Origin of the sequence: Nitrosomonas marina (assembly GCF_900111605.1) — a bacterium.
GTDB classification, from domain to species: domain Bacteria; phylum Pseudomonadota; class Gammaproteobacteria; order Burkholderiales; family Nitrosomonadaceae; genus Nitrosomonas; species Nitrosomonas marina_A.
Genome location: NZ_FOIA01000002.1, coordinates 136111 through 159356, shown reverse-complemented (window position 1 = coordinate 159356; position 23246 = coordinate 136111). Strand labels below are relative to the sequence as shown.

The window sequence follows — 23246 nt, the reverse complement described above, 5'->3', positions numbered from 1 at the left end:
ACGTGCTAACGCGCTGTATTTTGTTGTTTATTTATATCGTTATCAATACGTGGTGTATGGAATATGGTGATGAAACCGCATCGTCGAGCACCTTCTTATCGTCATCTCTACTATGAAAGCAAAATATATGCCAAGAATATAATAGCATGAATTATAGTTAATTTTATGCGGCTGGCATACGTTCAGGCAATGCAGTGTAAAATATTTTTACACTATTAGGCCGCCAGGATGCTGTTCAATACGCGATGCTGTCAATGTTTTGCCGTTCATGGTGATACGAACGCGGATTTTATGAACAGCGGCGAGAGGTGTTTACCTTTGTTATCTTCCGGTAGATTTTTTCCATGATCGCATTATTGTGCGCCTGCACGATAACCTGCGATCTGAACAGTGCGTACAGTTCAATGGCACTGATAAACACCATGATCAGAATACCGACCAGGACAAGCGGTGTAAACAGCATAATTATCCCGGTGATAAATATACTGATATTCAGCAGTCCGCGAATCCATTTTCCCAGATAGAAATGGTGCAGGCCGGCGATAAAGATATAGTTTAACGTTGCATAGGTGTCGGGATCCTTCAGCTGTTTTTCCGCTTGCTGGTGAAAGGCAAACCGTTTGTCGTCTGGCAGAGCGCGGACGTATTTACGCAGACGTTCTTCTTCGTCAAGTACGTCCTGCTCAGATAGTTTTGCTGTCATGATTGAACAAAACTTCAGCGGCCGAGCGTAATGATCACGGCCTCGCGTTTCCAGAATAACATGAAGCGCTTTTGTTCTACGAGCTGAAATACCAGCTGCCAGCCGTCTGCTGCTTCCTTATTGAGAACCGACTCCAGTTTTTTGAGCGGTAAACCCGAGGCGCCCAAAAAGATCGTACCCAGCCCACCTTCGGCAATATGCAGTATTTTATATTCCGAGAAAGCCATCAATTGTTCTTCCTTTATCAATATTCATGCGATAGTGCTGAAAACAGCGCAACAGATTGTAACAAACCAGGAGTCGGGCAGTGCAAATGTATACAGCCGGGGACATCGTTGGATGAACTATTTGCGGATGTTTCAACAATCGAATCAATCCGGCTGCTTCGCTGCCCAATATTCGGCGATTGTAATATATTCTTCAACGGTCAGGTTTTCCGCGCGTAAAACAGGGTCAATCTCCATGTGTCGAAAATCTTCTGCGCTAAGATAGCCGGACAGCGTGTTACGCAGTGTTTTGCGCCGCTGCGAAAATGCAGCCGCGACAATACGGAAAAGTGCTGCTTCAATGGGCAAGGCCAGTGCCGGTTGTCTGATCGGACGCATGCGAACGATTGCCGATTCGACTTTGGGTGCCGGTCGAAAGGATGCGGCTGAGATGGTCAGCAGGTAATCCATTTCAAACCGGTATTGCAGCATGACCGACAAACGGCCATAGTCTGCAGTGGAGGGCAATGCAACCATACGTTTGACTACTTCCTTTTGCAGCATGAAGTGCATGTCTTGAATCGATTCTGAAAATCGGGCAAGATGAAACAGCAGCGGCGTCGAAATGTTATAGGGGAGGTTGCCAATGACGCGCAGCTTTTTGCCCAGCGAGAAAAAATCAAACTTCAGCGCATCGGCAGAATGAATCGTCAGTTTGTCCTGAGGGTGATCGTGCCTGAGTCTTTCGACAATATCCCGGTCCAGTTCAATGACAGTCAGGTGCTTCAGCGTTTCCAACAGCGGAATAGTCAATGCACCGAGTCCGGGGCCTATTTCTACCATGCGGTCATCCGGCTGCGGCTCAATGCATTCAATTATTTCCGAGATAACCTGGGAATTGACCAGAAAATTCTGGCCAAAACGTTTTCGCGCCCTGTGAGCCGTATGTGCTGTCTGTTTCATGGCGTCTGTACGGCTTGTTTGTCTGTCGCTGCCTTTGTGTTTTGCGACAGTTCAATCGCCAGTTCAATTGCGGAAAGCAGGCTGCCGGGATTGGCCTTGCCAGTTCCGGCCAGGTCAAGTGCAGTGCCGTGATCTACCGACGTGCGTATAATTGGCAGTCCCAGCGTCACATTAACACCTGTACCGAAGCTTGCATGCTTGAGTACGGGCAGGCCCTGATCATGGTACATGGTAAAAATGCAGTCGTAATTGGCAAGCTGAACCGGGTTAAACAGCGTGTCTGCAGGCAATGGTCCGTCAAGCCGTAAACCTTCTTGGCGCAATGTGTCCAGCGCCGGAATGATTGTGTCTATCTCTTCCGTGCCCAGATAACCTGATTCACCTGCGTGCGGATTCAGGCCTGCGACGGCGATGCGCGGACGGGGAATATTGAATCGATTGATCAAATCAAGCTGAATGATTCGCAGCTTGGCTTCCAGGCTCTGCCGTGTGATTGCCGCCGGTACGTCTTTAAGCGGCAGATGGGTTGTCGCCAGCGTGATACGCATACCGCCGCCGACAAGCATCATAACGGTCCGGCTGCGCGTCAATTCCGCCAGATATTCGGTATGTCCGGTAAATGAGATGCCGGCATCATTAATCGCCCCTTTGTGAACGGGTGCGGTGACCATGGCGGTGTACAGTCCGTCGCGACAACCGGTAACGGCATGCTGCAGCGTGTCCAGAACATACGCTGCATTCGCGGAATTCAATACGCCAGGCTGGACGGATTGTTGAATCGGCCGGTGAAAAACCTGCAGATAACCTGTGCGGTGCGGTGCGGGCGGGGCAGTGGTGATGTCAGTGAATTCGACAGCTATGCCGAGTTGCTGCGCACGGGCTGCCAGTAAATCACGGTCGGCGATGATCACCAGGTTGCAGGATAACGAGTACTGCGCCATTTGCAGGCAGATATCCGGTCCGATGCCGGCCGGCTCGCCTGCTGTCAGTGCAATGGACGATAGCGATTCAGCGGTCATTAGATATCGTCTGCCCGGTATTCGACATAGGCCTGATCGCGAAGCTGGCGAAGCATTTCCTGAACGACGACTTCTGCTTTACGGGACCGGATCGCCTGCCGTGCATTTTCGCGCTGATGATCGTCGCTGACATCCTGTTCGCGACGCTCGATGACCTGAATCAAATGCCAGCCAAACTGGGTTTTTACGGGGTCACTGATTTGCCCGGGCAGCAGCTGATTCATCGCTTTTTCAAATGGCGGCACTGTATTGCCCGGAGACAACCAGCCAAGATCACCGCCGGATGAAGCGCTGCCGTCCTCGGAATGCAGTTTGGCCATTTCGGCAAAATTGGCGCCCTGTTCGATACGCGATTTCAACTGCAGGATTTCCTCTCTGGCATCGTTGTCCGAGGTTAATTCATTGACTTTGATCAGAATATGACGGGCATGGATCTGGTCGATCACAACGGCACTATTTTCCTGCTCCCGCCGGTCGATGAGTTTGAAAATGTGAAATCCGTTCGGGCTCTGCACGACAGGTGTGATTTCTCCGGTGTCGAGCGGCGAGAGCAGTTGCGCAAATGTCGGTCCCATTTGTGTGATGGGCCGCCAGTCAAGCATGCCGCCGCTCATTGCATCCGGCGCATCGGAAAATTCGGCGGCGACGTGTGCAAAATCGGCGCCTTCCTGAATTTTTTTCAGCGCCTGTTCAGCGCGCTGACTGCGTTCGTGGATTTGCGCGGGGTCCATGTGTTCGGTAACGGAAATCAGAATATGCGCAAGCAGGAATTCTTCGTTGCCGGCAGCCGAAGCTTCCTGCGTGCGCAGGAAGTTGTCGATTTCGCCATCGGTGACATTGACCTGGCTGTTAATCTGCCGCTCTCTCAAACGGGCAAGAATAATTTCGTCGCGGATTTCCTTGCGGAATTTATTGAAACTGATGCCGTCCTGTTCAAGCACCGAGTAAAACTCCTGCAGCGACAGTTTGTTTTCATCGGCGATGCGGCGGATGGTGTCGTCAAGTTCGCTATCGCTGACGGACATGCCGATTTCCCTGGCATGCTGCAGCTGTATCGATTTAATCACCAGCGTTTCCAGTACCTGACTCTGCATTGAACTCAGTTCCGGCGGTTCAATGCCTTGCTGCCTGAGGTTTCGGGTTGCAGTGACAACCGCGTTGTCAAGCTCCCGTTGCGTGATGACATCTTCGTTCACAATTGCCGCGATACGGTCAAGCAGGTTGTTATCGGCTGCGAGACTGCCGGCTGGATCGGCTGTTTCGGATTCAGGGTCGACAGATGTCTCGTCGTCACCGATAAGCGGCATATCGATCGATAAATTATCAGTAGACAGGCTGATATCATCGGTTTCGGCTGCCGTTTGAAACGGCGACAAAATCATTAAACCAATAATAAGTGTAGACAATATTTTTTTTGGCATAAGCATATATGAATCACACTGGGTTCAAAATTAATACCGACGGGTTTTCTCAATAAATACTTGCATAACCCGGAATGCTTTGTTCCAGTACACGTAACGGATTGGAACCGATATTCATCAATCCGTTCAATTCAAGCTGTACGAACACTGCCGTCGTGCTTCGGCTTGTTGCCGTCGTCAATTTCTGGACCACGACACGGAATTTATAGCAGCAGGAGATATATTCAAATCCGGCCAGGCCCGCAAGCAGCCGGTCGTCGCGCAACGAATAGTTCACGCGGGCGACAGTATGCCAGTTGGAAAAAAACGGCCATTGAATCGAGGTGTCCACCTGCTTGATCGCGGTATTGAGCTGATTGTCCGGTATATCGAGACGCTCCTGTACATCACGCGTATACCGGTAGCCCAGATTAATGACCTTGCCCAGTTCAGGCTGGTAACTGATACCGGCGCGGATTTTTTCCGTACGCAGCGACTGCTGGTCAAGCTGAATGTTGACGTCCGTGCTGATTTCACGGGTAATGCGACCGGCCAGCGCCGCAATAAAATCGGCTCTGCGACTGGTGACCTGCGATGAATCCAGAATGACGCGGCGGTCGATGAAACGGAACTGTTGACCCACTGCGGCTCTGAGCCGTTCGATTCCCGTCGATGGTTCCAGCAGGCGGGAGGTCAGCGCCAGCGTGATCTGATTGGCATCGTTGATACGGTCATGACCGCTGAAACGGTTTTCCGTGAGCATTTGCGCAAAACTGAAGTCCGATTCCGCGGAATCGAAATTGGGCAGAAAACTCTGGTCCTTGAAAGGGGCGTAAACATAAAACGCACGCGGTTCCAGCGTCTGAATATAGTTATTGCCGCCGATGGATACGTTGCGGTCGAATATCACGCCACTGTCGAGGCTGACGATCGGTACCACCCGGTCGGTATTGCTGCCGACCGTGCCGACATTATCGGACAATGCGTATTGGGTGTAGTGCAATCCGAATTTGGGTGTGATGAAACCGTAGGAATTTCGAAACGGGACGCTGACTGTAGGGTAAAGCGTCAACCGCCTGCCTTCAGTGCGGTCCGCGCTTGAATGCGCGAAATTGGTCCAGGTTGCGTTCAAGCCGAAATCCATGCCGGCAACATTACGCTTGATGGCGTTCATCGTCAGTTGCGGTAAACGCTTGTAGGGCGAGATGATCAGCAGGTTTGAATTCTGCGGCAGAAACGGGTCCTGCAATGTCTGGAAGCGCTGCGCTATTGCGGAAAAACTGACCGTGCCGTCAAGACCCAGATCGCCATGGTAAAACAGACCGGCCTGCTGCAGCAGGTTTGTCCGGCTGGTTTGCGACAGATTGTTGGACAAATCGCGCAAAAAGCGGTCGTCAGATACCCGGTTATAGTCCAGCTGGCCGCGCCAGCCGTGTCCCAGGTACTGCCCATGCTGAAAGGAGATTCCGTAACGCGTTTTGTGTGTGTCGAAATCGTCGGGCAGCACGTCGGCCTGAACGCGGCCATGCACGCCATGGCCGATGTAACGTGCTTCATTACTGAGCATGAATCCGCGTTCCGACATGACGCGCGGTGCGATGGTCGCGTCCATGTTCGGAGCGATGTTGATGTAATATGGTATAGCCAGATCGGCGCCACTGCGTTTTGTATGGCCGACAACCGGCGCCAGAAATCCGCTTTTGCGCTGGCCGGTGTATGAAAAATCAAGCCAGGGGGTATACAGGATGGGCACGCCTTTGAAAACAACACTGACGTTGCGTGCTACCCCGACTTCTTTTTCGCTGTCGATTTTCAGATCGCTTGCCCGAATGTACCAGTCTTCGTCGTCGACGGGGCAGGTGGTGTATTCGCCTTTTTTCAGGCGGTACTGGTTTTTGCCTTCAAAAAAAAGCCGCTCTCCTGTGCCGCGTCCGTCGCCTTCTTTCATGGTATAGCGGGGTTCGGTTAGAAAACCGACCTGGGTGTCGAGATTCAGCTTGAGATAGTCGCCTTCGATAAAATCTTTTTTCCTGTCCAGGTGAAGATTACCGGTGACTTCGGCATCCTTGGACTGCGGAAAATACTTCATGCGGTCGGCTGTCAGCGTCATACCGGCGTGGCACAGCGTGGCATTCCCGATCGCTTCCATTTCCTGCTCGTAAATGCCCTCCACGCGGTCGGCCTTGATCGTTACGGTGTCCGGTCCGGTTTTGACGGTTGTGTCATTGCCTGTTGAAACCGTTGCCGATGATGCGGGTTTCTGGCGGGGTTTGACGATGGTGTCTTCCGCCAGCAAAGCCGAGGACAGGCAGCAGCCGAGTATCAGGTAAAAGATTGAACGGATAGCGTGTTTTTTTTCTTTTTTCATGCTTGTGTTTTCAACACCGGCTGCTGCGCGTCTGCCTATATCAGGTATATCAGATCAACACGCTTTTGAACGATTGACAGTATCATAGCGATTCCAGGTGAATTCCAGCCTGCCGTGCCATACAGTGAATCATACGAATCTGAGCCTTTTCTTTTATTGTTGCAGCGCTGCTTGCAAGTTTTCCCTGCGTTCTGCCAAAGCCTCGCTGTCTGTTTGTTGTCGTTTGGTTTATGGTGACTCCGGTTGAAGGCATCGAAGCCCAACGCCTGTTAATTCAAACACGCAATTATATGATAAAGCCGGTGAATAACACAGATATGCAGTGAAATTAACGATGAATCAGGGTGCGGTCATGTTTTTCGCCTATATGAAAACTGTGGTTGATACGAATGGAGAGTGATTGGCATGGGTTTATAAGCAGCAATGCTGAATGATGGCGTCTATAATCGCGCGTATACTCTATCGTAGACATTGTATTTCATTCAATTGTCATCATGCCGGTTTATTATCGATGGATTTGTGTGTACGCTAATGCCCTGGAGCAGGGTAGACAGTTACCGTGCGAACGTTAAACAGCACATTTTAACAGGATACGTTGAAAACCAGTTGAGGTTGCCATGTTAAATCCCAGAGAGGTCAGAACCATTGAGGACGCGCGGCAGATTGTTACTGAACGCAATCTGTCGCATGTCAAAATCGGCATCTTCGATATCGACGGTGTGATGCGCGGCAAATATCTCAGTGCGGACAAGTTTCTCGCGTCGCTGGAAGACGGGCTTGCGTTCTGCGACGTGGTGCTGGGCTGGGATTCAAAGGACCAGCTCTACGACAACACTGCCTATACGGGCTGGCACACCGGTTACCCCGATGCGCCGGTGCGTATTGTCGTTGACAGCTGCCGCGAGATTCCGTTTGAAGAAAACACGTTGTTGTTTATCTGTGAATTTGCAGGGGAGGCAGCGTCGATTTGCCCGCGCAATCTGTTGCAGCGCGTGATTCAGCGTGCAAGCGACATGGGGTTTGATGTGTTTGCCGCGTTTGAATATGAGTTTTTCATGTTCAGGGAAACATCCGATAGCGTACGCGAAAAAAACTTCAGAAATCTGCAACCGTTGACGCAAGGGTGGTTCGGGTACTCGGTGCTGCGCAGTTCGGTCTACGCCGGCTTTATGGAACAGATTCTGTATATGGCAGAGACGATGGACTTTCCGATTGAAGGACTGCACGATGAAACCGGCCCGGGTGTGCTCGAGGCGGCATTGGCGGTGGACAGTGCCGGCGATGCGGCGGACAAGGCGGCGCTGTTTAAGACATTCATGAAAGCGCTGGCACAGCGAAATGACCTGATGGCAACTTTCATGGCCAAATGGTCGCCGGACTATCCCGGCCAGAGCGGCCATATCCATCTGTCGCTGCGACATTGCAAAGACGGCCGCTCGGCGTTTTACGACGCAGACCAGGCGCATCATATGAGCGCAACCCAGCGTCATTTTCTCGCCGGTCAGCAGCGCCTGATGCCTGAGTTTCTGGCCATGGTCGCACCAACGGTGAACAGCTATACACGGTTGGTTCCGGGCGCCTGGGCGCCGACCGGTGCGACCTGCGGCGTGGAAAACCGTACTACGGCCCTGCGGGTGATTCCCGGCAGCGACAAGTCGCAGCGTATCGAATATCGTATCGGTGCGGCTGACGGCAATCCGTATATAGCGCTGGCGGCGGCGCTGGCTTCCGGCCTGTACGGCGTCATGCATCGATGGGAACACGATCCGTTTGTCAAAGGCGATGCGTATCAGCATCCTTTGCCGCCGCATCTGGCGCTGCCTGCGACTTTATGGGACGCGGCGCAGCAGCTCAGGCAGTCCACCGCTGCGCGCGAGCTGTTTGGCGATGCATTTGTCGACCACTTTGTGGCGACACGCGAATGGGAAGAGCGCCAGTTTCGCAAACATATTACCGAGTGGGAACTTGAGCGGTATTTCGAAATCATCTGAGACTATGACAGAGACACAACAAACCATCAGCCCCATCGACGGTTCAGTATATGTCGAGCGCAGGCTGGCAAGTAACGAACAGGTTCATGCAGCATTGGCAAAGGCGAAACATGCGCAAACAGGCTGGCGTGATACGCCGCTGGAACAACGCAAGGCGATATGCAGCCGTGCTGTCGAAGCAGTTGTCGCCAATAAAGCGGCGATTGCCGAGGAACTGTGCTGGCAGATGGGGAGGCCGATCCGTTTTGCTGCTAATGAAATCGCAAGCTTTGCAGAACGGTCGCGTTATATGATCTCTATTGCGGATGACGCACTGGCGCCAGTGCAGACCAGTGACAGGCCCGGTTTCATCCGTTACATCAGTCGTGAGCCTGTGGGTACTGTACTGGTAATCGCGCCGTGGAATTACCCGCTGCACACGCCGATTAATTCGATTATTCCGGCATTGCTGGCGGGAAATGCGGTCATACTCAAGCATTCCGCGCAAACACCGTTGTGTGCCGAGCGGATTTTTGAGGGGTTTCAGCAGGCCGGTATTCCGGAAGGAGTTTTCCAGTATTTACATATGTCGCATGCGGCTGCAGAAGATGTCATTCAGTCGGGACAGGTTGATTTCATCGCTTTTACCGGCTCGGTATCGGTCGGTGCGCGGATTGAACAACTGGCTGCAGGGCGTTTCATCGGCGTCGGACTGGAACTGGGCGGCAAGGACCCGGGTTATATCCGCGCAGATGCAGACCTGGATTATGCCGTAGAGAATACCGTCGACGGCGCTTTTTTCAATTCCGGCCAGTCCTGCTGCGGGATCGAGCGTATTTATGTACATGCATCTGTGTATGAGTCTTATGTCGGCAAATTCGTGAATCTGGTACAACAATACCGGCTGGGCCGCCCCGACGACCCTGAAACCACGCTGGGACCGCTCGTCAGTGCCCGGGCGGCTGCACTCGTGCGCGACCAGGTCAACGAGGCCGTTGCGCAGGGTGCCGTGGCGCACATCAATTCACTGGATTTTCCGCTGGACAGTATTGATACGCCGTATATGGCACCACAGGTGCTTACAGAGGTGAATCACAGCATGCGTGTGATGACCGAGGAGACTTTCGGGCCGGTCGTCGGAATAATGAAAGTGGACTCCGATGCGCAGGCGGTAAAGCTGATGAACGATAGTCCTTACGGGTTGACCGCATCGGTCTTTACCCGGGATATCGAAGCGGCCGAGGCACTGGGGCGGCAGATCGATACCGGCACTTTTTTTGTCAATCGCTGCGATTATCTCGATCCCGAGCTTGCCTGGACCGGCGTTAAAAATACCGGGCGCGGCTGTACGCTGTCGAAACTGGGTTTTAATGCGTTTACCCGCCCCAAGTCTTTTCATATCAAAATCATACCGTAAGAGGCGCATCATGCCTGATTTTCATGCCAACTGGAATTATCCCACTGCAATCAGTCTGGGCAGCGGACGCATTGGTGTGTTACCCGAAGCCTGTAAACAACAGGGCATGGATGCGCCGCTGCTGGTTACCGATCCAGGGCTGGCGGCGTTACCGTTTGTTCAGGAAACCGTCGACCGCTGTCATACAGCCGGTGTACGATGCGCGGTATTCAGCGGCATTCGGGGAAATCCGACCGGCCAGAATGTCACTGATGGTGTGGCTGCTTATCATGCAGGCGGTCACGACGGTGTCATTGCGCTGGGTGGCGGTTCGGCGCTTGATGCCGGAAAAGCGGTCGCATTGATGGCCGGGCAACAGCGTCCGTTGTGGGATTTTGAAGATTGTGGCGATAACTGGCAGCGTGTGGACGAAGCGGGCATGGCGCCAGTGATTGCCATACCCACCACCGCCGGAACCGGCTCAGAAGTGGGCCGCGCGTCCGTGATCACCGATACCGAACAGCAGCGAAAACGTATCATTTTTCACCCAAAAATGCTGCCCGTTCAGGTGATTCTCGATCCTGCGCTGACTGTGTCGCTGCCCGCCAGAATAACTGCCGCAACCGGCATGGATGCCCTGTCGCATAATCTGGAAGCGTATTGTGCGCCGTTTTACCATCCGATGGCGGACGGCATAGCCATGGAAGGCATGCGTCTGGTAAAGCAATACCTGCCGACCGCTTTTACGAACGGACAGGATCTGGAAGCACGCACGCACATGCTGTCCGCGTCAATGATGGGCGCGACCGCGTTTCAAAAAGGACTGGGCGGCATGCACGCTATCGCACACTCGCTGGGCGCGTTATACGATGCGCACCACGGACTGCTCAACGCCATTTTGATGCCGTACATTCTAAAGGCAAACCAGGCGGCAATCGAAAACCGGATCGTACGCTTAGCCCGTTTTTTAGCGCTGGATACGAATTCTTTTAAAGGTTTTATGGACTGGGTGCTGGCATTACGCGACCAGCTGGGCATACCGCACAACCTGTCCGCGATCGGCATCGATACGTCGCAGGCTGATCGGATTGGAGAAATGGCTGTTGCCGATCCATCTGCAAGCGGTAATCCGGTCGGCCTAAGCGCTGAACGTTACAGCGCAATTTTTATCGATGCCGTCAATGGCAGGCTTTAATGTTGGTTTTTAATTTGATTACGATACGCTACAGAGCATGAAAATAGGTATTTTGCAGTGCGACCATGTGCGTGAGGAGTTGCAGCCGAGATTCGGCGATTATCCGCAGATGATTGCCGATTTGTTTGCCGGTGTAGCGCCGGACTGCAGGTTCCGGGTGTTTCGCGTGCAGGCGTTCGAGTATCCCGACAGCCTGGATGAATGCGATGCCTATATCACCACCGGCAGTCGTCACGGCGTCAACGACGGTCATACGTGGATTCAGCGTCTGGAAGATTTTATTCATCAGCTGCACCAGGTGAAAAAGCGATACGTGGGTATCTGCTTCGGTCACCAGCTAATGATCAAGGCGCTTGGCGGCGAAGTCAGAAAGTCCGACAAAGGCTGGGGAATCGGCGTGACGGTCAATCAGGTGCTGCACACCAGATCCTGGATGCAACCGGCGCAACCGGTGTTGAATCTGATCGCCAGCCATCAGGACCAGGTCGTCTCGCTGCCGCCGACTGTCGATATCGACGTGCTTGCCGGCAGTTCGTTTTGCCCCTATTACATGCTGGCCTGTGGCGATCATTTTTTCAGCGTCCAGGGGCACCCGGAGTTTATCAAGGCGTACTCCAACGCACTGATGGAAATCCGCCGCGCCATCATTCCGGCAGAGCGCATTGAGCAGGGGATTGCATCGCTGCAGAAAACGCTTGATGATCAGTTGTTCGCGCGCTGGGCGGTCAACTTTTTCAATGCGCCGGGTCGCTGATGCCTGTAACTTTATACAAATACTGCTTGTTCGACCGGCCGGCTTTGCCGGTCGGGTTAATCCATGAATAACACTGGAGGTGTTGTATGCAGAACCCTGTTGGCTGGTTTGAAATTTATGTGGACGACATGTCCAGAGCAAAATCCTTTTATGAAGCGGTGTTTGAATGCGAACTGGAGCAGCTGAGTAGTCCGGACGTCGAGTTATGGTGTTTTTCCGGGGATCAGAATGCATACGGCGCCATGGGTGCGCTGGTCAAAATGGAAGGCTTTTCGGCAGGCGGCAACAGCACGATCGTGTATTTTGCCTGCGACGACTGCGCAGTCCAGCAGGCCCGTTCAGCCGAGCATGGCGGCAAGGTGCTTAAGGAAAAATTTTCAATCGGTGAATACGGCTTTATTGCGTTGGTGGCAGACACCGAAGGCAACATGATCGGTCTGCATTCGATGAAGTGATGCTTGTAAATTGACCAAATATGCTGTTTGGGACTCGATGGTTATCGTTGTGATATAAAGCGCAGCGTGCTTTTTATTTGCACTGAGTTTCTTTGGTGGAGAAACTCTATTCTTTCAAGAAACAGAGAACAGAGTTTTCAGTAAACCCGGAAAAACTTTGTAGAAAATCACCCAGGTTGGTATTGCAATCTTTCCTTTCACATTTAAGAAAGCATTTATGTACTTACTGATTACACGATCCAGTATTTGTAACCGGGTCGCGCAGCTCAAAAACCAGCTTATTGCCAGACGATAATGAGGGAACATATTGTAGCGTTGCCCAATATTTGGTGTCGTCGCCTTGCGTTAGAACACTTAATCTAGGAATGTGCAAGTGGCCGTCAGTTCCAAATGTTGGTTGAGAAGAATTGCATTTGTTTTCCGTTTCCTTGGATGCAACCATCTCTAACTGGCTGCACTGATCTTCTTTTGATCCACGGACCGTATTAGCGCCACCGGTTGGCGCCGGCGCATTCTCCTTGCATTGCAGATTGCCGTCTATTGTATTTTGGGATATTTCAACTCCACCGTTGTTTTGGAAAATTTGAACATTGCCGCCAACAATATTACGCTGGGCCTGGAAGAAATCTGAATTACTTTCGAACTGTATGTCACTGTCTATTGTACTGTCGCTGATAATGGCCCCGCCACCTTGGTTGATTTGTACAGAACCTCCAATTCTCGAATTTTCAAGTATATTAATCTGTCGTGCATTCTCGGCTTGTACATTGCCGATAACTACTATATTTCGTGAAGTAATGGTTGCGTTAATCGCTATCTGTATAGTTCCCATTACACGTACATTACTCAAATCGCACTCGCTGTTACTGGGTACAAGCAAATTATCGACCGTAGTATTTTCTATAAACCCGGCACAGACAGTCTCTTCGGCCGTGGCATGAAATGGCAGTATTAACAACAGAGCAGCTGCAATAGTTTTGTAAATGGTATGTTGTTTCATATTTATCTCCTAAAAATAATTTGGGGAGTAAGTGTTACCGCAGTGACGGTATTCCACAAAGTTATTATTCTTATATCCTGTCGTATTGGAAACTTGTGCAAGTTTAAGCTTAACCAAAGAAACACCTGTAAAATCCGCACCGGAGAAATCTGCACCTATCAGTGATGCTCCGACAAAGTTCGCATTGGTGAGGTCAGCATTTGAAAAAACCGAGAGATCAGCGGATGTTCCCATTAATCCGGCGTCTATGAATATGCCGCTGGTAAAATCAGATCTCGTCAAGTCTGCATTGGAAAAATCGGTTTTTAAAGGCTTGCGCTGACGAAGATGGCATTGCGAAGATTGGCTCCGATATTGATACAATAGGAAAAATAAATGTAACAAAAAATTAACAATTTTATCGTAATATTCTAATCTGTGAGGATTCTATTCAAATGGAATTGTCAGGTGTAGGGTTGCTATGATGTTATGCAATAAGGCATAGAAAGCGGGAAAAAATTATCTATTTATTAACCCTATAACGCGGTTAGAGAGCGCCACGATAATGCCTTGTGGTGAACTTATCGTGCTCTAGAGTTGCATCGTTCAATAGAAATTTTTTAAGAACAGCTGGTTATGTACAGCAACAAACTCACCGAACCTGGTCATATCGTATATATAAGATTAGACCGTGGCTCTTTCCTCGCGCGATCTGATCTTATCTTCTTAGGCCTCAAAAATTGAATGAGCTGAACCGCCGTCAACTGACCAGTTGCTGATAGATTAACGGCAGCACCTGGGACAGGCGGTCGGGCCGGTTTACGATGGCGTATCCGCCCTTGCCGAACAGATAGGGAAAATAATCCTGCGCCTTGCGGTCGACGGTGATGCCGAATACGGACAGTCCCGACTGACGGGCTTCGAGAATGGCGTGCCGGGTATCTTCAATACCGTACCGGCCTTCATAATAGTCCAGATCGTTGGGCTTGCCGTCACTGAGCAGCAGCATCAGGCGATTGCGTTCGGGACGACTGTTTAGTAATTGTTGTGTGTGCCGCAGAGCGGCACCCATGCGAGTGTAATAACCGGGACGCAATGAGGCGATGCGGCGCAGCGTTTTGTCGTTGTAGGCTTCGTTGAAATCCTTGACGGCGGCAATGCGCACGAAATCTCTTTTGCGCGAGGTGAAGGTATAGATGGCAAATGTGTCACGGCAGGCCGACAGTCCGGTTGCCAGTGTAACCAGCGCTTCTTTTTCAACATCGAGAATGCGCCTGCCGCTGATCCAGCTATCGGTGGATAACGAAACATCCACCAGGATGGCGACAGCAAGATCGCGGGCCTGCCGCTGCGATTTCATGTAGACCTGGTCCGAGCAGTTGCCGTTGGCAAGCAGATCGCTTTGCGAGCGTACCAGCGCGTCCATGTCCAGTTCGACGCCATCCAGCTGGTTGCGTAAAATCTCGCGTCTGGGACGGATCGCTTCAAATTGACGACGAACTTTGCGAAAGCGCCGTCTGGCCTGGAGATCCGGCGTCCACGTTTCTCCTTTTTCTTCGGCCTGCTGAAAAATGATCCGGCATTGGCTGGCGTGATAGCTGGCGCGTCGGTAGTCCCATTCCGGGTAGATTAATTCATCAATCAATAACAATGGGTTAACATCGCCAGGCGCCAGATCGAGATCGAATTTCAGTCTGGTTGCGGCTGGGCGCTGATGCGTGCTGAGCGCGATTTCTTCCATGTCTTTGGCGGCGTTTTGCGCGGCATCCGCATCGTCGTCCTGGACGGCGCGATTGATATTGAGCATTTCGGACCAGCTGAAGAGTTTCTCAAACCGGTTTAACAGCAGCGGATCGTCACGCTCGCTTTGTTCGAACCGCTCCCTGCGGCCTTTTTTTCTCTGGTTGTCATGCATGTCCTGACTGCCGCCGTCCTGGTCGGCATGATCCTTTTCTGTAGCAGGTGACAGGGCGGATGAACGGATTTTTCCCCAGAGCGGGACTGGTAGAAATGGCTGGTAGTGTTTTGCCGCTTGCCAGTGGCTGAAATCGGGTGTGGACTGTTGGATTGACTGTAACATTGCATGCGCTAATGGATCGCTACACGGTTTTCCCAACAACGCTCGAACCACAGTCTCGACAGCCTGTTCCTGCCCGGGCAGCGGGCGCTGTGGCCGCTGTGCGATCAATGCGTCGCAAAGCTGTTGATAATCGCTGGCAAGAACAGGAAACCGTTCGCTGATTTGAGCACACGTCCGGTAAGCGTGGTGCAGAAAAGCAAGATCGGCCTGCAACGGATCATGCGGCGTAGAAGCGGCCGGTTGTCCGGATACGGCGAAATAGCCAGCCAGCCAGAAATAAAGACGCCGGTTCAGCTCGCGGCTAGGGAAGTATGCTACCGTTTCAGGCAGTAAAATTCTTTCCGAATCGCCTTCGACGAGCGACATGGATTCTTTCTCGATACCAAGACGCTGTGTCAGTTTAAGACGGTGTCCTGACGATTGCCGGGCGGCAACAGCAAATGTAATGCCGGGTGCGCCCCCCAGTCCATGAAAAAAAACACTCAGCGGCGTGCGAATTGAATCAAGCGTGACGGCCGCATCCGCATAGTACGGATAACTGCCGGCTTTGCCGACAAGCCGATGCCAGCAGCGGCCGACCAGTTCTTCAAGTTCAAGAAAATCCCAGTGACTCACGTACGCTAGCCGTATGTCGCGCGTACCAGTTCAAGCAATCCCTGCTTGACATCCTGATCATCACAAAGCGGTTCGACCAGCGCGGTTTCGGCTGCCTGACAGGGGGGCAGTCCGTTTTTTATCAGTATCGCGCAATAGACCAGCAAACGCGTTGACACGACTTCTTCCAGATCTACTTCTTTCAGTTCGCGCAGTTGCCTGGCGAGATTGACCAAAGGAACACACTGTTCTTCGGGGAGACCGCTTTCGCAGGCGATAATACCGGTTTCGATTTCCGGCGGTGGAAAATCAAAGCTCAGGGAAATGAAGCGCTGGCGCGTGCTGGGTTTTAATGATTTGAGAATATTCTGGTATCCCGGATTGTAGGATATGACCAGCATGAACGTGTCGGGCGCGTGCAGTATTTCTCCGGTTCTTTCCAGTGGCAGTATGCGCCTGTCGTCTGTCAGCGGATGCAGGACCACGGTGACATCCTTGCGTGCTTCGACCACTTCATCGAGATAACAGATGCTCCCTTCGCGCACAGCGCGAGTGAGCGGACCATCCATCCACGCCGTCTCGCCTCCTTTGAGCAGATAACGTCCGGTCAGGTCCGCCGCTGTCAGGTCGTCGTGACAGGAAACGGTATGCAGATTACGATCCAGCCGGGCGGCCATGTGGGCGATAAACCGGGTTTTGCCACAGCCCGTGGGACCCTTGACCAGTAGTGGCAGCCGTTGCCGGTATGCCATTTCAAATACCGTACATTCATGACCGACCGGCCTGTAAAACGGCAAGGCATTCTGTGTTGACAGACTGTGTATATCCTGCGGTTGCATTCGGCTCATACGAATCTGTCACGACCGTCGGGCAACTGCGGCCTGCTCCCGTACCGACCCGAGAGCAGAATAGAGATACAGTATTGCGCCAATCAGGAAAAACAGGCCCGATCCTAGACGGAACCAGTAAAACAGTTCGATCTGCGACTGGATCTCCATAAAACCCATTGCAAGAACGCGCTGCAGATGTGTTTGCAATACGCCTGCAAAGGCCAGCGTGAATGTCATGATCGTCATTGAGCCGGTCATCAGCCAGAAGCTCCACATATTCATAACCTGATTGTAAGGCTGCAGTTTTCGCAAAGCGGGCAAGGCATAAGTGAAAAACGCAAGATTCAGCATGACATAAGCGCCATAAAAAGCGAGATGGCCATGGGCCGCAGTTAGCTGGGTGCCGTGCGTGTAAAAATTAATCGAAGGAAAACTGTGCAGAAGGCCGAGTACGCCAGCGCCAAAAAAAGCCATCACCGGGCAGCCCAGGCTCCACAGCATGGCCGCCTTGTTAGGATGTTCGCGTCCGCTTTGATATACAAGGTAAAAAGCCCATAGAACCATGGCGAAGAAGGGCACTACCTCAAGAATCGAGAACAGCGCACCGATCCAGTGCCAGTACTGGGGCGTGCCGATCCAGTAGTAGTGGTGCCCCGTTCCCAGCAGCCCGCTGAACAGGGAGAAACCAACGATGACGTACAGCCATTTTTCGATGATTTCGCGATCGACGCCGGTCAGTTTGATTAACAGGAACGCCAGCATGGCGGCCATGATCAATTCCCACACGCCTTCAACCCAGACATGTACGACCCACCACCAGTAAAGTTTGTCGAGCGCAAGATTGTCGGGATTGTAGAATGCAAACAGGAAAAACAGCAGTGCGCCCCACAGGCCCAGCAGCAAAACGATGGAAACCACCGTCTTGCGCCCCTTCAGCACGGTCAGGGTTATATTATAGATAAATACGATAAAGGCGATGGCCATCAGAATTTTGACCCATAATGGCTGTTCCAGAAATTCACGACCCTCGTGTATGCCGAAAAGATATGAGACGACCGCCGCCAGCGCGGCGAACACAAACAGACCAAGCTGCAGCCAGGCCAGTTTGGGACTGTGAATGTCACGCTCGCATTCTTCGGGAATCAGAAAGTAGCTGGCGCCAAAATAGCCTAGCAGCAGCCATACCAGCAGCGCATTGGTATGAATCATCCGAATGATATGAAACGGAACGGTTTCTGATAAAAAATTGGGAAAAACGTATACGGTGCCGGCCAGTACGCCTGCAAGTACCTGAACGAGAAACAATGCAAGTGCGGCAATAAAATAGGGATAGGCAAGTGCCTGGGTATGATATTTCATGTATGCGTCTCCTCAGTAAAATCAGCGGTGAGCGGTTGTGATGCGGAGTACCCTTTGTGGCCATCAGCCGGCATCGTTGGGCGGCCATCCCAACGTGTCGATACGACTTGTCCATTCGAGAAAATCTATCAGGTCATCCAGCTCCTGTTCGGTCAGATTAAACTGGGGCATTTGACGCCGTCCCGGCACACCGGTCGGTTGCGCGCGCATCCAGGCTTTTAAACCCATACGTGCGCCTTCAGCGCTTTCACGACCGCCATAGCGCACCCATACGTTCCCTAATTCCGGTGCAAAATAAGCGCCTTCACCCAGCAGTGTATGGCAGTTAATACAGGAGTTACGCTCCCATACATGCTTGCCGCGCGCTACTGATTCGGTGAGCGTGGATGCATCCGTTGAAACATTCTGAATATAGTAATGACTGTGCAGCGTGAGAATTGTGAAAAGCACCAGAAAAAAAATTGTGCCGCCATAGAAAATATTGCGTGCCGCCGATTTGGTCAAATACTCTGCCATACTTCCCCCTTTTGTTTACAAATGGTTAGCAAACGTACAACAGAAGATGTCTTCAATTACCCTAATAATCAGATGGATATATGGTATTCTTGAAGATTTATATGGATTCTAGCGCATCTTCCCCTGTTTGAGAAGGGTGCTGGTGATTCGCACCGGAAACAACGCTGGCAGGTAATGTCGGGCCAACGAATAGTATTGTCGAGTACGCAGGTTTATTATTGAATTGTCTTTACCAGTATGAGGTGTGAACAATCCATGGCTGTTTGGAATAACGCTTAATCAGTCAACAGGAATATTTTGCGCAACAACAGAAACTCATGAATGTGCTGATCATAGAAGACAACCAGGACATTGCCGCCAGTATTTATGATTATCTGGAGTCGCTGGGCTATACAGTCGATGCGGCAGGCGATGGCGTAACAGGGCTGCACCTGGCAATCACAAAAAATTACGATGTGATTATTCTGGATCTGGGTTTGCCTGGAATAGACGGTATTGAGCTGTGCCAGCGGCTTCGCCAGGACGCGCATCGAACAGTACCAGTAATCATGCTTACAGCAAGAGATACACTGGACAATAAACTGGAAGGTTTTCAATCGGGCACGGATGATTATCTGATAAAACCGTTTGCCCTGAAAGAGCTGGCAGCACGGGTAAAGGTTCTTTCGGAACGTGCCCGGCATGCGGCGGTTTCCAAATTGCAGGTTGGGGATTTGTGCCTGGATCTGGAAACACACGAAGTGTCACGGGCCGGCAAGTATATTTCGCTGAATCCAACACTGTTCCGTTTGCTTGCGTTTCTGATGCAGAACCCGCATCGCGTAATTAAGCGGGAAGAACTGGAGCACGCTGTATGGCAAGAAAATCCACCGGACAGTGATGCTTTGCGCACACATTTGTCGAATTTGCGCCAGATGATCGACAAACCGTTTGGTTACTCGCTCATACACACAGTGCGCGGTTTTGGTTACAGGCTAACGGACCGGTATGCAGAAGACTAAGCGACTCAGACATCGCATCATGTTTGCTTTTTTATTTTTCGGCGCGACAATAACGCTGATGTTCGGCGTTAGTCTGGTGATTGCCCTGAAATCTGTCGAAACGAATGTGCTGGACGATATACTGTATTCCGAATACTTCGGCTTTCGACAGCAAACTGATAGCAGCGAACAGGTATCTGATTCGTTTCGTTCGCACTCAACAATTATGATTCATACAGTGTCACAGGATGATTACCCGTCTGGTATGCCGGCGCATGTCCGCGGTCTACCGCCGGGTATACATGATGTTACCTACAAAAACAGAGATTACCGGGTTTTGATCGTGCATGCTGATAACCTGCGCTATATTGTGCAATTCGACGATACCAGTATCCATCAGCGCGAGAGAGACTTTATCCGACTGGTATGGTTGTGCGCACTGATCACACTGATCATCGCGTTTGTGATAGGGCTGGGTGTCGCCAATCATGTGTTCCAGCCTATTAAGAAGCTTGCATATCAGGTCATGGCGTTTAAGAATCAGCCGGGCGAGTCTTTGGATATGACGGAGTTTGGAGATGACGAAGTCGGTGTGCTGGCTCGCAAGCTGCAGCATTATCATGAACAATTGCAGCAATTGCTGGTTCGGGAAAAAGAGTTTGCGAGCAACGTCAGTCACGAGTTGCGAACACCCATTACCAGTATCAGCATGGCGGCAGAAGTACTGGCCAGTAAAACCGGGGTGTCGGCCCCGGAATATGCCAGAATTCAACGGATCCAGCGCGCTGTCGGCGAAATTTCAGAATTGATCGATACGTTTCTGATACTTGCACAAATCAATGATGACTCGACAAAATCGCACATCAGCTGTGACATGGGCCCGATAATTGACAAGGTAATTGAGCAGCAACGTGTTTGGCTGGGAAATAAGCCGGTTGAGGTCATCGTGCAAGCGAAGGAAGTATTGAATGTAGTGGCGCATCCGGGGATTCTCAGCGTACTGGTGGCCAATCTGGTACGGAACGCATTTCGCTATACCGAACAGGGTATGATAGAAATGGTGTTAACAAAAAAACAGCTTATAGTCAGCGATACCGGTGTTGGCATCGACTTGCCTACGCAGGCGCAAATTTTCAAGGGACATGTAATAAGCAATACAGGAAAAACTGACAGAATCGGATTAGGTCTGGCGATTGTACAACGTATCTGTGAACGTTATGGTTGGCGCGTTTCCTTTCAAAGCAAGAAAAACCAGGGTTCGCAGTTCACGGTCACTTTCTCGGATTAGGAAACCGTCCAGTCTCCTTTGAGACTGGCGGGATGGACTATATACGGTGCATATAAATCCGCGTCTTTTTTTTATGTAGACTGAGGACGCACCAGAAGTATGGATGCGCTGACTTTGGCAACAAGCTGTTCTGCGACAGAACCCACAAAAAAACGTTCCAGTCCGCGGCGATTGGCTGTGCCGACGACCAGTAAATCCGCTTCCCAGTCAGCCGCAGCGTCGGCAATAGCTTCGGCAATGCCATTTAAACCATATTCAATATTGGCTTGCACCAGACGGGTTTCAATTTTCTTTGTGCCAGCCGATGATTTGGCTTTTTCCAGCATGTCAGTGCCAGCCTGTTTGTCCGCCTCCGTATCTCCCTGGACTGCATGAGCAATACAAAGTATTGCGTCATACGTATTGGCAATATTTTCTGCTTCTGCCAGCGCCTGATTGGCCGTTTCACTGCCGTCGACTGCTACCATAACTTTTTTGTACATATCTGAACTCCTAAACGCGAAATGAAATCACCGAAATCTAAGCTATCAAAAATTTACGTGCAAAACAATAACCTGTAATGGATAATGGAATAAAAAAAGACTATGTCAGCAGTTTGCAGTTGAATCGGAATTGGGGATTGTTAACCGATGGGCTGATCAGGCAATTTTAACTGAGTATCTGCGTATTCTTATCATTACGGTACGCTTTCTCACAGTGCATTGTACTGGTCGGTTCCACCGGTCAGGAGTAAACAACAGCTACATATGACATAGTCTTGAAAGTATGCAGCAACTTCTATTGCAGGTTGCTGCTGTCATTCTTCAGGTTGTCAAAATAACGTTTGACAACCGCTCTGCCTGGCATCTTGTCATGCTTGGTATAGACCATGAAATGAACGCCGCCATGGACGGCCATAGCGATCAGCAGGCCTTCGAAAATACCCACCAGATATACCAGCCCTGCGGTAATAAATGAAAGCATTAACGCGTATGGGCCATAGTGCGTGACATGGGCCAGCCCGGCCACCATTTTGTATCCGGTAAACATCATGATCGCTGCAAGCGCGAATTTAGGTAGGAAATCCAGGTACTGCGTATTGAATGTAAAAAAGCACACCACAAAGCCAATAACCAGCACAGAAAATTTCGTCATGGCGCCGGCCAGTTTATTGGTTGTACTTTTTGCCAAACCGTCCAGATTGGTCATGCCATGAAAAAAACTGGAACCCATATTCGCGATCCAGATAGCAAGCAGGCTGTTGTTACTGTTGGTTTTGCGATTGAGCGGATCAATCTTCTCGATTGCGGCATTGCTCATTACCTGCTCGATGACGTCAACGATGGCCAGCATCGCGCAAAACAAAAACATCATGATCAGCAGCGTTATAGTGACGTCCGATTCAGGCAGTGGCAGTTTGATATGCAGATCGATATCTTCTACGAATATCATCGGTACATTGACAAACTGGGCCAGCAACACGCCGCCGATAATCAATACAAAGTAAGGAATTGCCGGTTGGGTATCCTTGAATTTTGAGAAGAGATACAGGAACAGACCCAATCCAACAGCTGAAATCATGACCATCTGAATTCGCGCACCATTCCAGAATTCCGCTGCAACAGCTTCTTCGGGTATTTCGTAGGTGAATTCAGAAAACTTCAACAGGATTTTCAAACCCACGCCGGCCAGCAAGCCTTCAACCAGGTAAACGGGTACGGCAATAAGCAGATATCGCTGCCAGTTGAATTTCCAGATAATGGCTTGCATGAAGGCCGTCAGAAAAATACAGAATGCCATATTTTCCCAGCCAAAAGTTGCAACACCCAACGCCAGTACAGGTGCCAGGCCGGCTGCAATTCCGGGAGCGCCGATAAAATTGCCTGGTTTGAACCATGCATTGATCCAGCCAACAAGGCAGGCAAAGGCGACGGTCGCCAGGCCAACCTTGATCGGATAATCGGACATGATTGCAATACCGATAGACAGTGGTATTGCCATTGCGCCGGTAATCAGACCGGCGGCGGTATCGCGCAGAAAATATTGTGCTTGAAAAGCTGCTGCCCCTTTTGATGTTACAGGTGCAGCCTCAGGTATTTTTTGGCCACTCGCAGATGGCCTGCTTTCAGTTTGCGTATTCATATTTGACTCTTTCTCCAGTTTGGTAAAGATTGAAAATTGCTTTATTCAAGCAATCAACTTTTAACCAACT

At 51.0% G+C, this 23246-nt stretch carries 21 protein-coding genes; 7 read left to right on the top strand and 14 right to left on the bottom strand.

Annotated elements, in window-relative coordinates:
- Window positions 1-289: 289 nt before the first annotated feature.
- The 6 genes from BMY62_RS01705 to BMY62_RS01680 all read right to left on the bottom strand — a co-directional run bounded on the left by BMY62_RS01705 (window position 290) and on the right by BMY62_RS01680 (window position 6659).
- On the bottom strand, window positions 290-703 hold the full coding sequence (locus tag BMY62_RS01705; RefSeq protein WP_090655653.1) for a TM2 domain-containing protein: 414 nt from the start codon (window positions 701-703) through the stop codon (window positions 290-292).
- Between the two features lie 14 nt (window positions 704-717).
- A complete protein-coding gene (locus BMY62_RS01700) occupies window positions 718-930 on the bottom strand; it encodes a DUF4177 domain-containing protein (protein ID WP_090655650.1) in 213 nt (70 codons plus the stop codon).
- Window positions 931-1074: 144 nt separating this feature from the next.
- Window positions 1075-1872: a 16S rRNA (adenine(1518)-N(6)/adenine(1519)-N(6))-dimethyltransferase RsmA gene (gene rsmA, locus BMY62_RS01695; protein WP_090655647.1), complete on the bottom strand. Its 798-nt coding sequence runs from the start codon at window positions 1870-1872 to the stop codon at window positions 1075-1077.
- A complete protein-coding gene (gene pdxA, locus BMY62_RS01690) occupies window positions 1869-2891 on the bottom strand; it encodes a 4-hydroxythreonine-4-phosphate dehydrogenase PdxA (protein ID WP_090655645.1) in 1023 nt (340 codons plus the stop codon). The genes rsmA and pdxA overlap by 4 nt, the downstream gene beginning before the upstream one ends.
- Window positions 2891-4312, bottom strand: coding sequence for a peptidylprolyl isomerase (locus BMY62_RS01685; protein WP_256207385.1), 1422 nt, complete (start codon window positions 4310-4312; stop codon window positions 2891-2893). The genes pdxA and BMY62_RS01685 overlap by 1 nt, the downstream gene beginning before the upstream one ends.
- Window positions 4313-4361: 49 nt before the next feature.
- Entirely contained in the window at window positions 4362-6659 is a 2298-nt protein-coding gene (locus BMY62_RS01680) for an LPS-assembly protein LptD (RefSeq protein ID WP_090655642.1), read from the bottom strand.
- A gap of 617 nt (window positions 6660-7276) precedes the next feature.
- Here BMY62_RS01680 and BMY62_RS01675 point away from each other — a divergent pair.
- From BMY62_RS01675 to BMY62_RS01655, 5 genes are all read left to right on the top strand, one after another.
- A complete protein-coding gene (locus BMY62_RS01675) occupies window positions 7277-8650 on the top strand; it encodes a glutamine synthetase family protein (RefSeq protein WP_090655639.1) in 1374 nt (457 codons plus the stop codon).
- Between the two features lie 4 nt (window positions 8651-8654).
- Complete coding sequence (locus BMY62_RS01670; protein ID WP_090655636.1) at window positions 8655-10046, top strand: aldehyde dehydrogenase family protein; 1392 nt, start codon at window positions 8655-8657, stop codon at window positions 10044-10046.
- Window positions 10047-10056: 10 nt separating this feature from the next.
- Entirely contained in the window at window positions 10057-11220 is a 1164-nt protein-coding gene (locus BMY62_RS01665; RefSeq protein ID WP_090655633.1) for an iron-containing alcohol dehydrogenase, read from the top strand.
- Between the two features lie 37 nt (window positions 11221-11257).
- A complete protein-coding gene (locus BMY62_RS01660) occupies window positions 11258-11974 on the top strand; it encodes a glutamine amidotransferase-related protein (protein WP_090655630.1) in 717 nt (238 codons plus the stop codon).
- Between the two features lie 86 nt (window positions 11975-12060).
- Entirely contained in the window at window positions 12061-12429 is a 369-nt protein-coding gene (locus tag BMY62_RS01655) for a VOC family protein (protein WP_090655626.1), read from the top strand.
- 223 nt (window positions 12430-12652) lie between these two features.
- Here the strand turns inward: BMY62_RS01655 and BMY62_RS01650 are convergent, their stop codons facing one another.
- The 6 genes from BMY62_RS01650 to BMY62_RS01625 form a co-directional block, all read right to left on the bottom strand.
- Entirely contained in the window at window positions 12653-13429 is a 777-nt protein-coding gene (locus BMY62_RS01650; protein ID WP_177170260.1) for a hypothetical protein, read from the bottom strand.
- Between the two features lie 9 nt (window positions 13430-13438).
- A complete protein-coding gene (locus tag BMY62_RS01645; protein ID WP_218142913.1) occupies window positions 13439-13813 on the bottom strand; it encodes a pentapeptide repeat-containing protein in 375 nt (124 codons plus the stop codon).
- A gap of 355 nt (window positions 13814-14168) precedes the next feature.
- Entirely contained in the window at window positions 14169-16103 is a 1935-nt protein-coding gene (locus BMY62_RS01640) for a nitric oxide reductase activation protein NorD (RefSeq protein WP_090655620.1), read from the bottom strand.
- A 5-nt stretch (window positions 16104-16108) separates the two neighbouring features.
- Window positions 16109-16921: a CbbQ/NirQ/NorQ/GpvN family protein gene (locus BMY62_RS01635; protein ID WP_177170264.1), complete on the bottom strand. Its 813-nt coding sequence runs from the start codon at window positions 16919-16921 to the stop codon at window positions 16109-16111.
- A gap of 18 nt (window positions 16922-16939) precedes the next feature.
- On the bottom strand, window positions 16940-18271 hold the full coding sequence (locus tag BMY62_RS01630) for a cbb3-type cytochrome c oxidase subunit I (RefSeq protein WP_090655614.1): 1332 nt from the start codon (window positions 18269-18271) through the stop codon (window positions 16940-16942).
- A gap of 63 nt (window positions 18272-18334) precedes the next feature.
- On the bottom strand, window positions 18335-18787 hold the full coding sequence (locus BMY62_RS01625; RefSeq protein ID WP_090655612.1) for a c-type cytochrome: 453 nt from the start codon (window positions 18785-18787) through the stop codon (window positions 18335-18337).
- A gap of 317 nt (window positions 18788-19104) precedes the next feature.
- Between BMY62_RS01625 and BMY62_RS01620 the strand changes: the two genes are divergently transcribed.
- Both BMY62_RS01620 and BMY62_RS01615 read left to right on the top strand, forming a co-directional pair.
- Window positions 19105-19788 carry a response regulator transcription factor gene (locus tag BMY62_RS01620; protein WP_090655609.1) on the top strand — a complete coding sequence of 228 codons (684 nt, stop codon included), beginning with the start codon at window positions 19105-19107 and terminating at the stop codon, window positions 19786-19788.
- Entirely contained in the window at window positions 19775-21055 is a 1281-nt protein-coding gene (locus BMY62_RS01615; RefSeq protein ID WP_090655607.1) for a sensor histidine kinase, read from the top strand. Before BMY62_RS01620 ends, BMY62_RS01615 begins: the two co-directional genes overlap by 14 nt.
- 71 nt (window positions 21056-21126) lie before the next feature.
- On the opposite strand, the gene BMY62_RS01610 is transcribed toward BMY62_RS01615, so the two are convergent.
- Window positions 21127-21537: a universal stress protein gene (locus BMY62_RS01610; protein ID WP_090655604.1), complete on the bottom strand. Its 411-nt coding sequence runs from the start codon at window positions 21535-21537 to the stop codon at window positions 21127-21129.
- Window positions 21538-21832: 295 nt separating this feature from the next.
- Window positions 21833-23176: a SulP family inorganic anion transporter gene (locus BMY62_RS01605; protein ID WP_090655601.1), complete on the bottom strand. Its 1344-nt coding sequence runs from the start codon at window positions 23174-23176 to the stop codon at window positions 21833-21835.
- Window positions 23177-23246 lie beyond the last annotated feature (70 nt).

Coding starts and splice junctions, on each gene's coding strand:
- BMY62_RS01675 (WP_090655639.1), top strand. CDS start 7,277: ATGTTAAATCCCAGAGAGGTCAGAACCATTGAGGACGCGCGGCAGATT.
- BMY62_RS01625 (WP_090655612.1), bottom strand. CDS start 18,787: ATGGCAGAGTATTTGACCAAATCGGCGGCACGCAATATTTTCTATGGC.
- BMY62_RS01665 (WP_090655633.1), top strand. CDS start 10,057: ATGCCTGATTTTCATGCCAACTGGAATTATCCCACTGCAATCAGTCTG.
- BMY62_RS01635 (WP_177170264.1), bottom strand. CDS start 16,921: ATGCAACCGCAGGATATACACAGTCTGTCAACACAGAATGCCTTGCCG.
- BMY62_RS01700 (WP_090655650.1), bottom strand. CDS start 930: ATGGCTTTCTCGGAATATAAAATACTGCATATTGCCGAAGGTGGGCTG.
- BMY62_RS01685 (WP_256207385.1), bottom strand. CDS start 4,312: ATGCCAAAAAAAATATTGTCTACACTTATTATTGGTTTAATGATTTTG.
- BMY62_RS01615 (WP_090655607.1), top strand. CDS start 19,775: ATGCAGAAGACTAAGCGACTCAGACATCGCATCATGTTTGCTTTTTTA.
- BMY62_RS01630 (WP_090655614.1), bottom strand. CDS start 18,271: ATGAAATATCATACCCAGGCACTTGCCTATCCCTATTTTATTGCCGCA.
- BMY62_RS01610 (WP_090655604.1), bottom strand. CDS start 21,537: ATGTACAAAAAAGTTATGGTAGCAGTCGACGGCAGTGAAACGGCCAAT.
- BMY62_RS01620 (WP_090655609.1), top strand. CDS start 19,105: ATGAATGTGCTGATCATAGAAGACAACCAGGACATTGCCGCCAGTATT.
- BMY62_RS01655 (WP_090655626.1), top strand. CDS start 12,061: ATGCAGAACCCTGTTGGCTGGTTTGAAATTTATGTGGACGACATGTCC.
- BMY62_RS01660 (WP_090655630.1), top strand. CDS start 11,258: ATGAAAATAGGTATTTTGCAGTGCGACCATGTGCGTGAGGAGTTGCAG.
- BMY62_RS01650 (WP_177170260.1), bottom strand. CDS start 13,429: ATGAAACAACATACCATTTACAAAACTATTGCAGCTGCTCTGTTGTTA.
- BMY62_RS01705 (WP_090655653.1), bottom strand. CDS start 703: ATGACAGCAAAACTATCTGAGCAGGACGTACTTGACGAAGAAGAACGT.
- pdxA (WP_090655645.1), bottom strand. CDS start 2,891: ATGACCGCTGAATCGCTATCGTCCATTGCACTGACAGCAGGCGAGCCG.
- BMY62_RS01680 (WP_090655642.1), bottom strand. CDS start 6,659: ATGAAAAAAGAAAAAAAACACGCTATCCGTTCAATCTTTTACCTGATA.
- rsmA (WP_090655647.1), bottom strand. CDS start 1,872: ATGAAACAGACAGCACATACGGCTCACAGGGCGCGAAAACGTTTTGGC.
- BMY62_RS01670 (WP_090655636.1), top strand. CDS start 8,655: ATGACAGAGACACAACAAACCATCAGCCCCATCGACGGTTCAGTATAT.
- BMY62_RS01605 (WP_090655601.1), bottom strand. CDS start 23,176: ATGAATACGCAAACTGAAAGCAGGCCATCTGCGAGTGGCCAAAAAATA.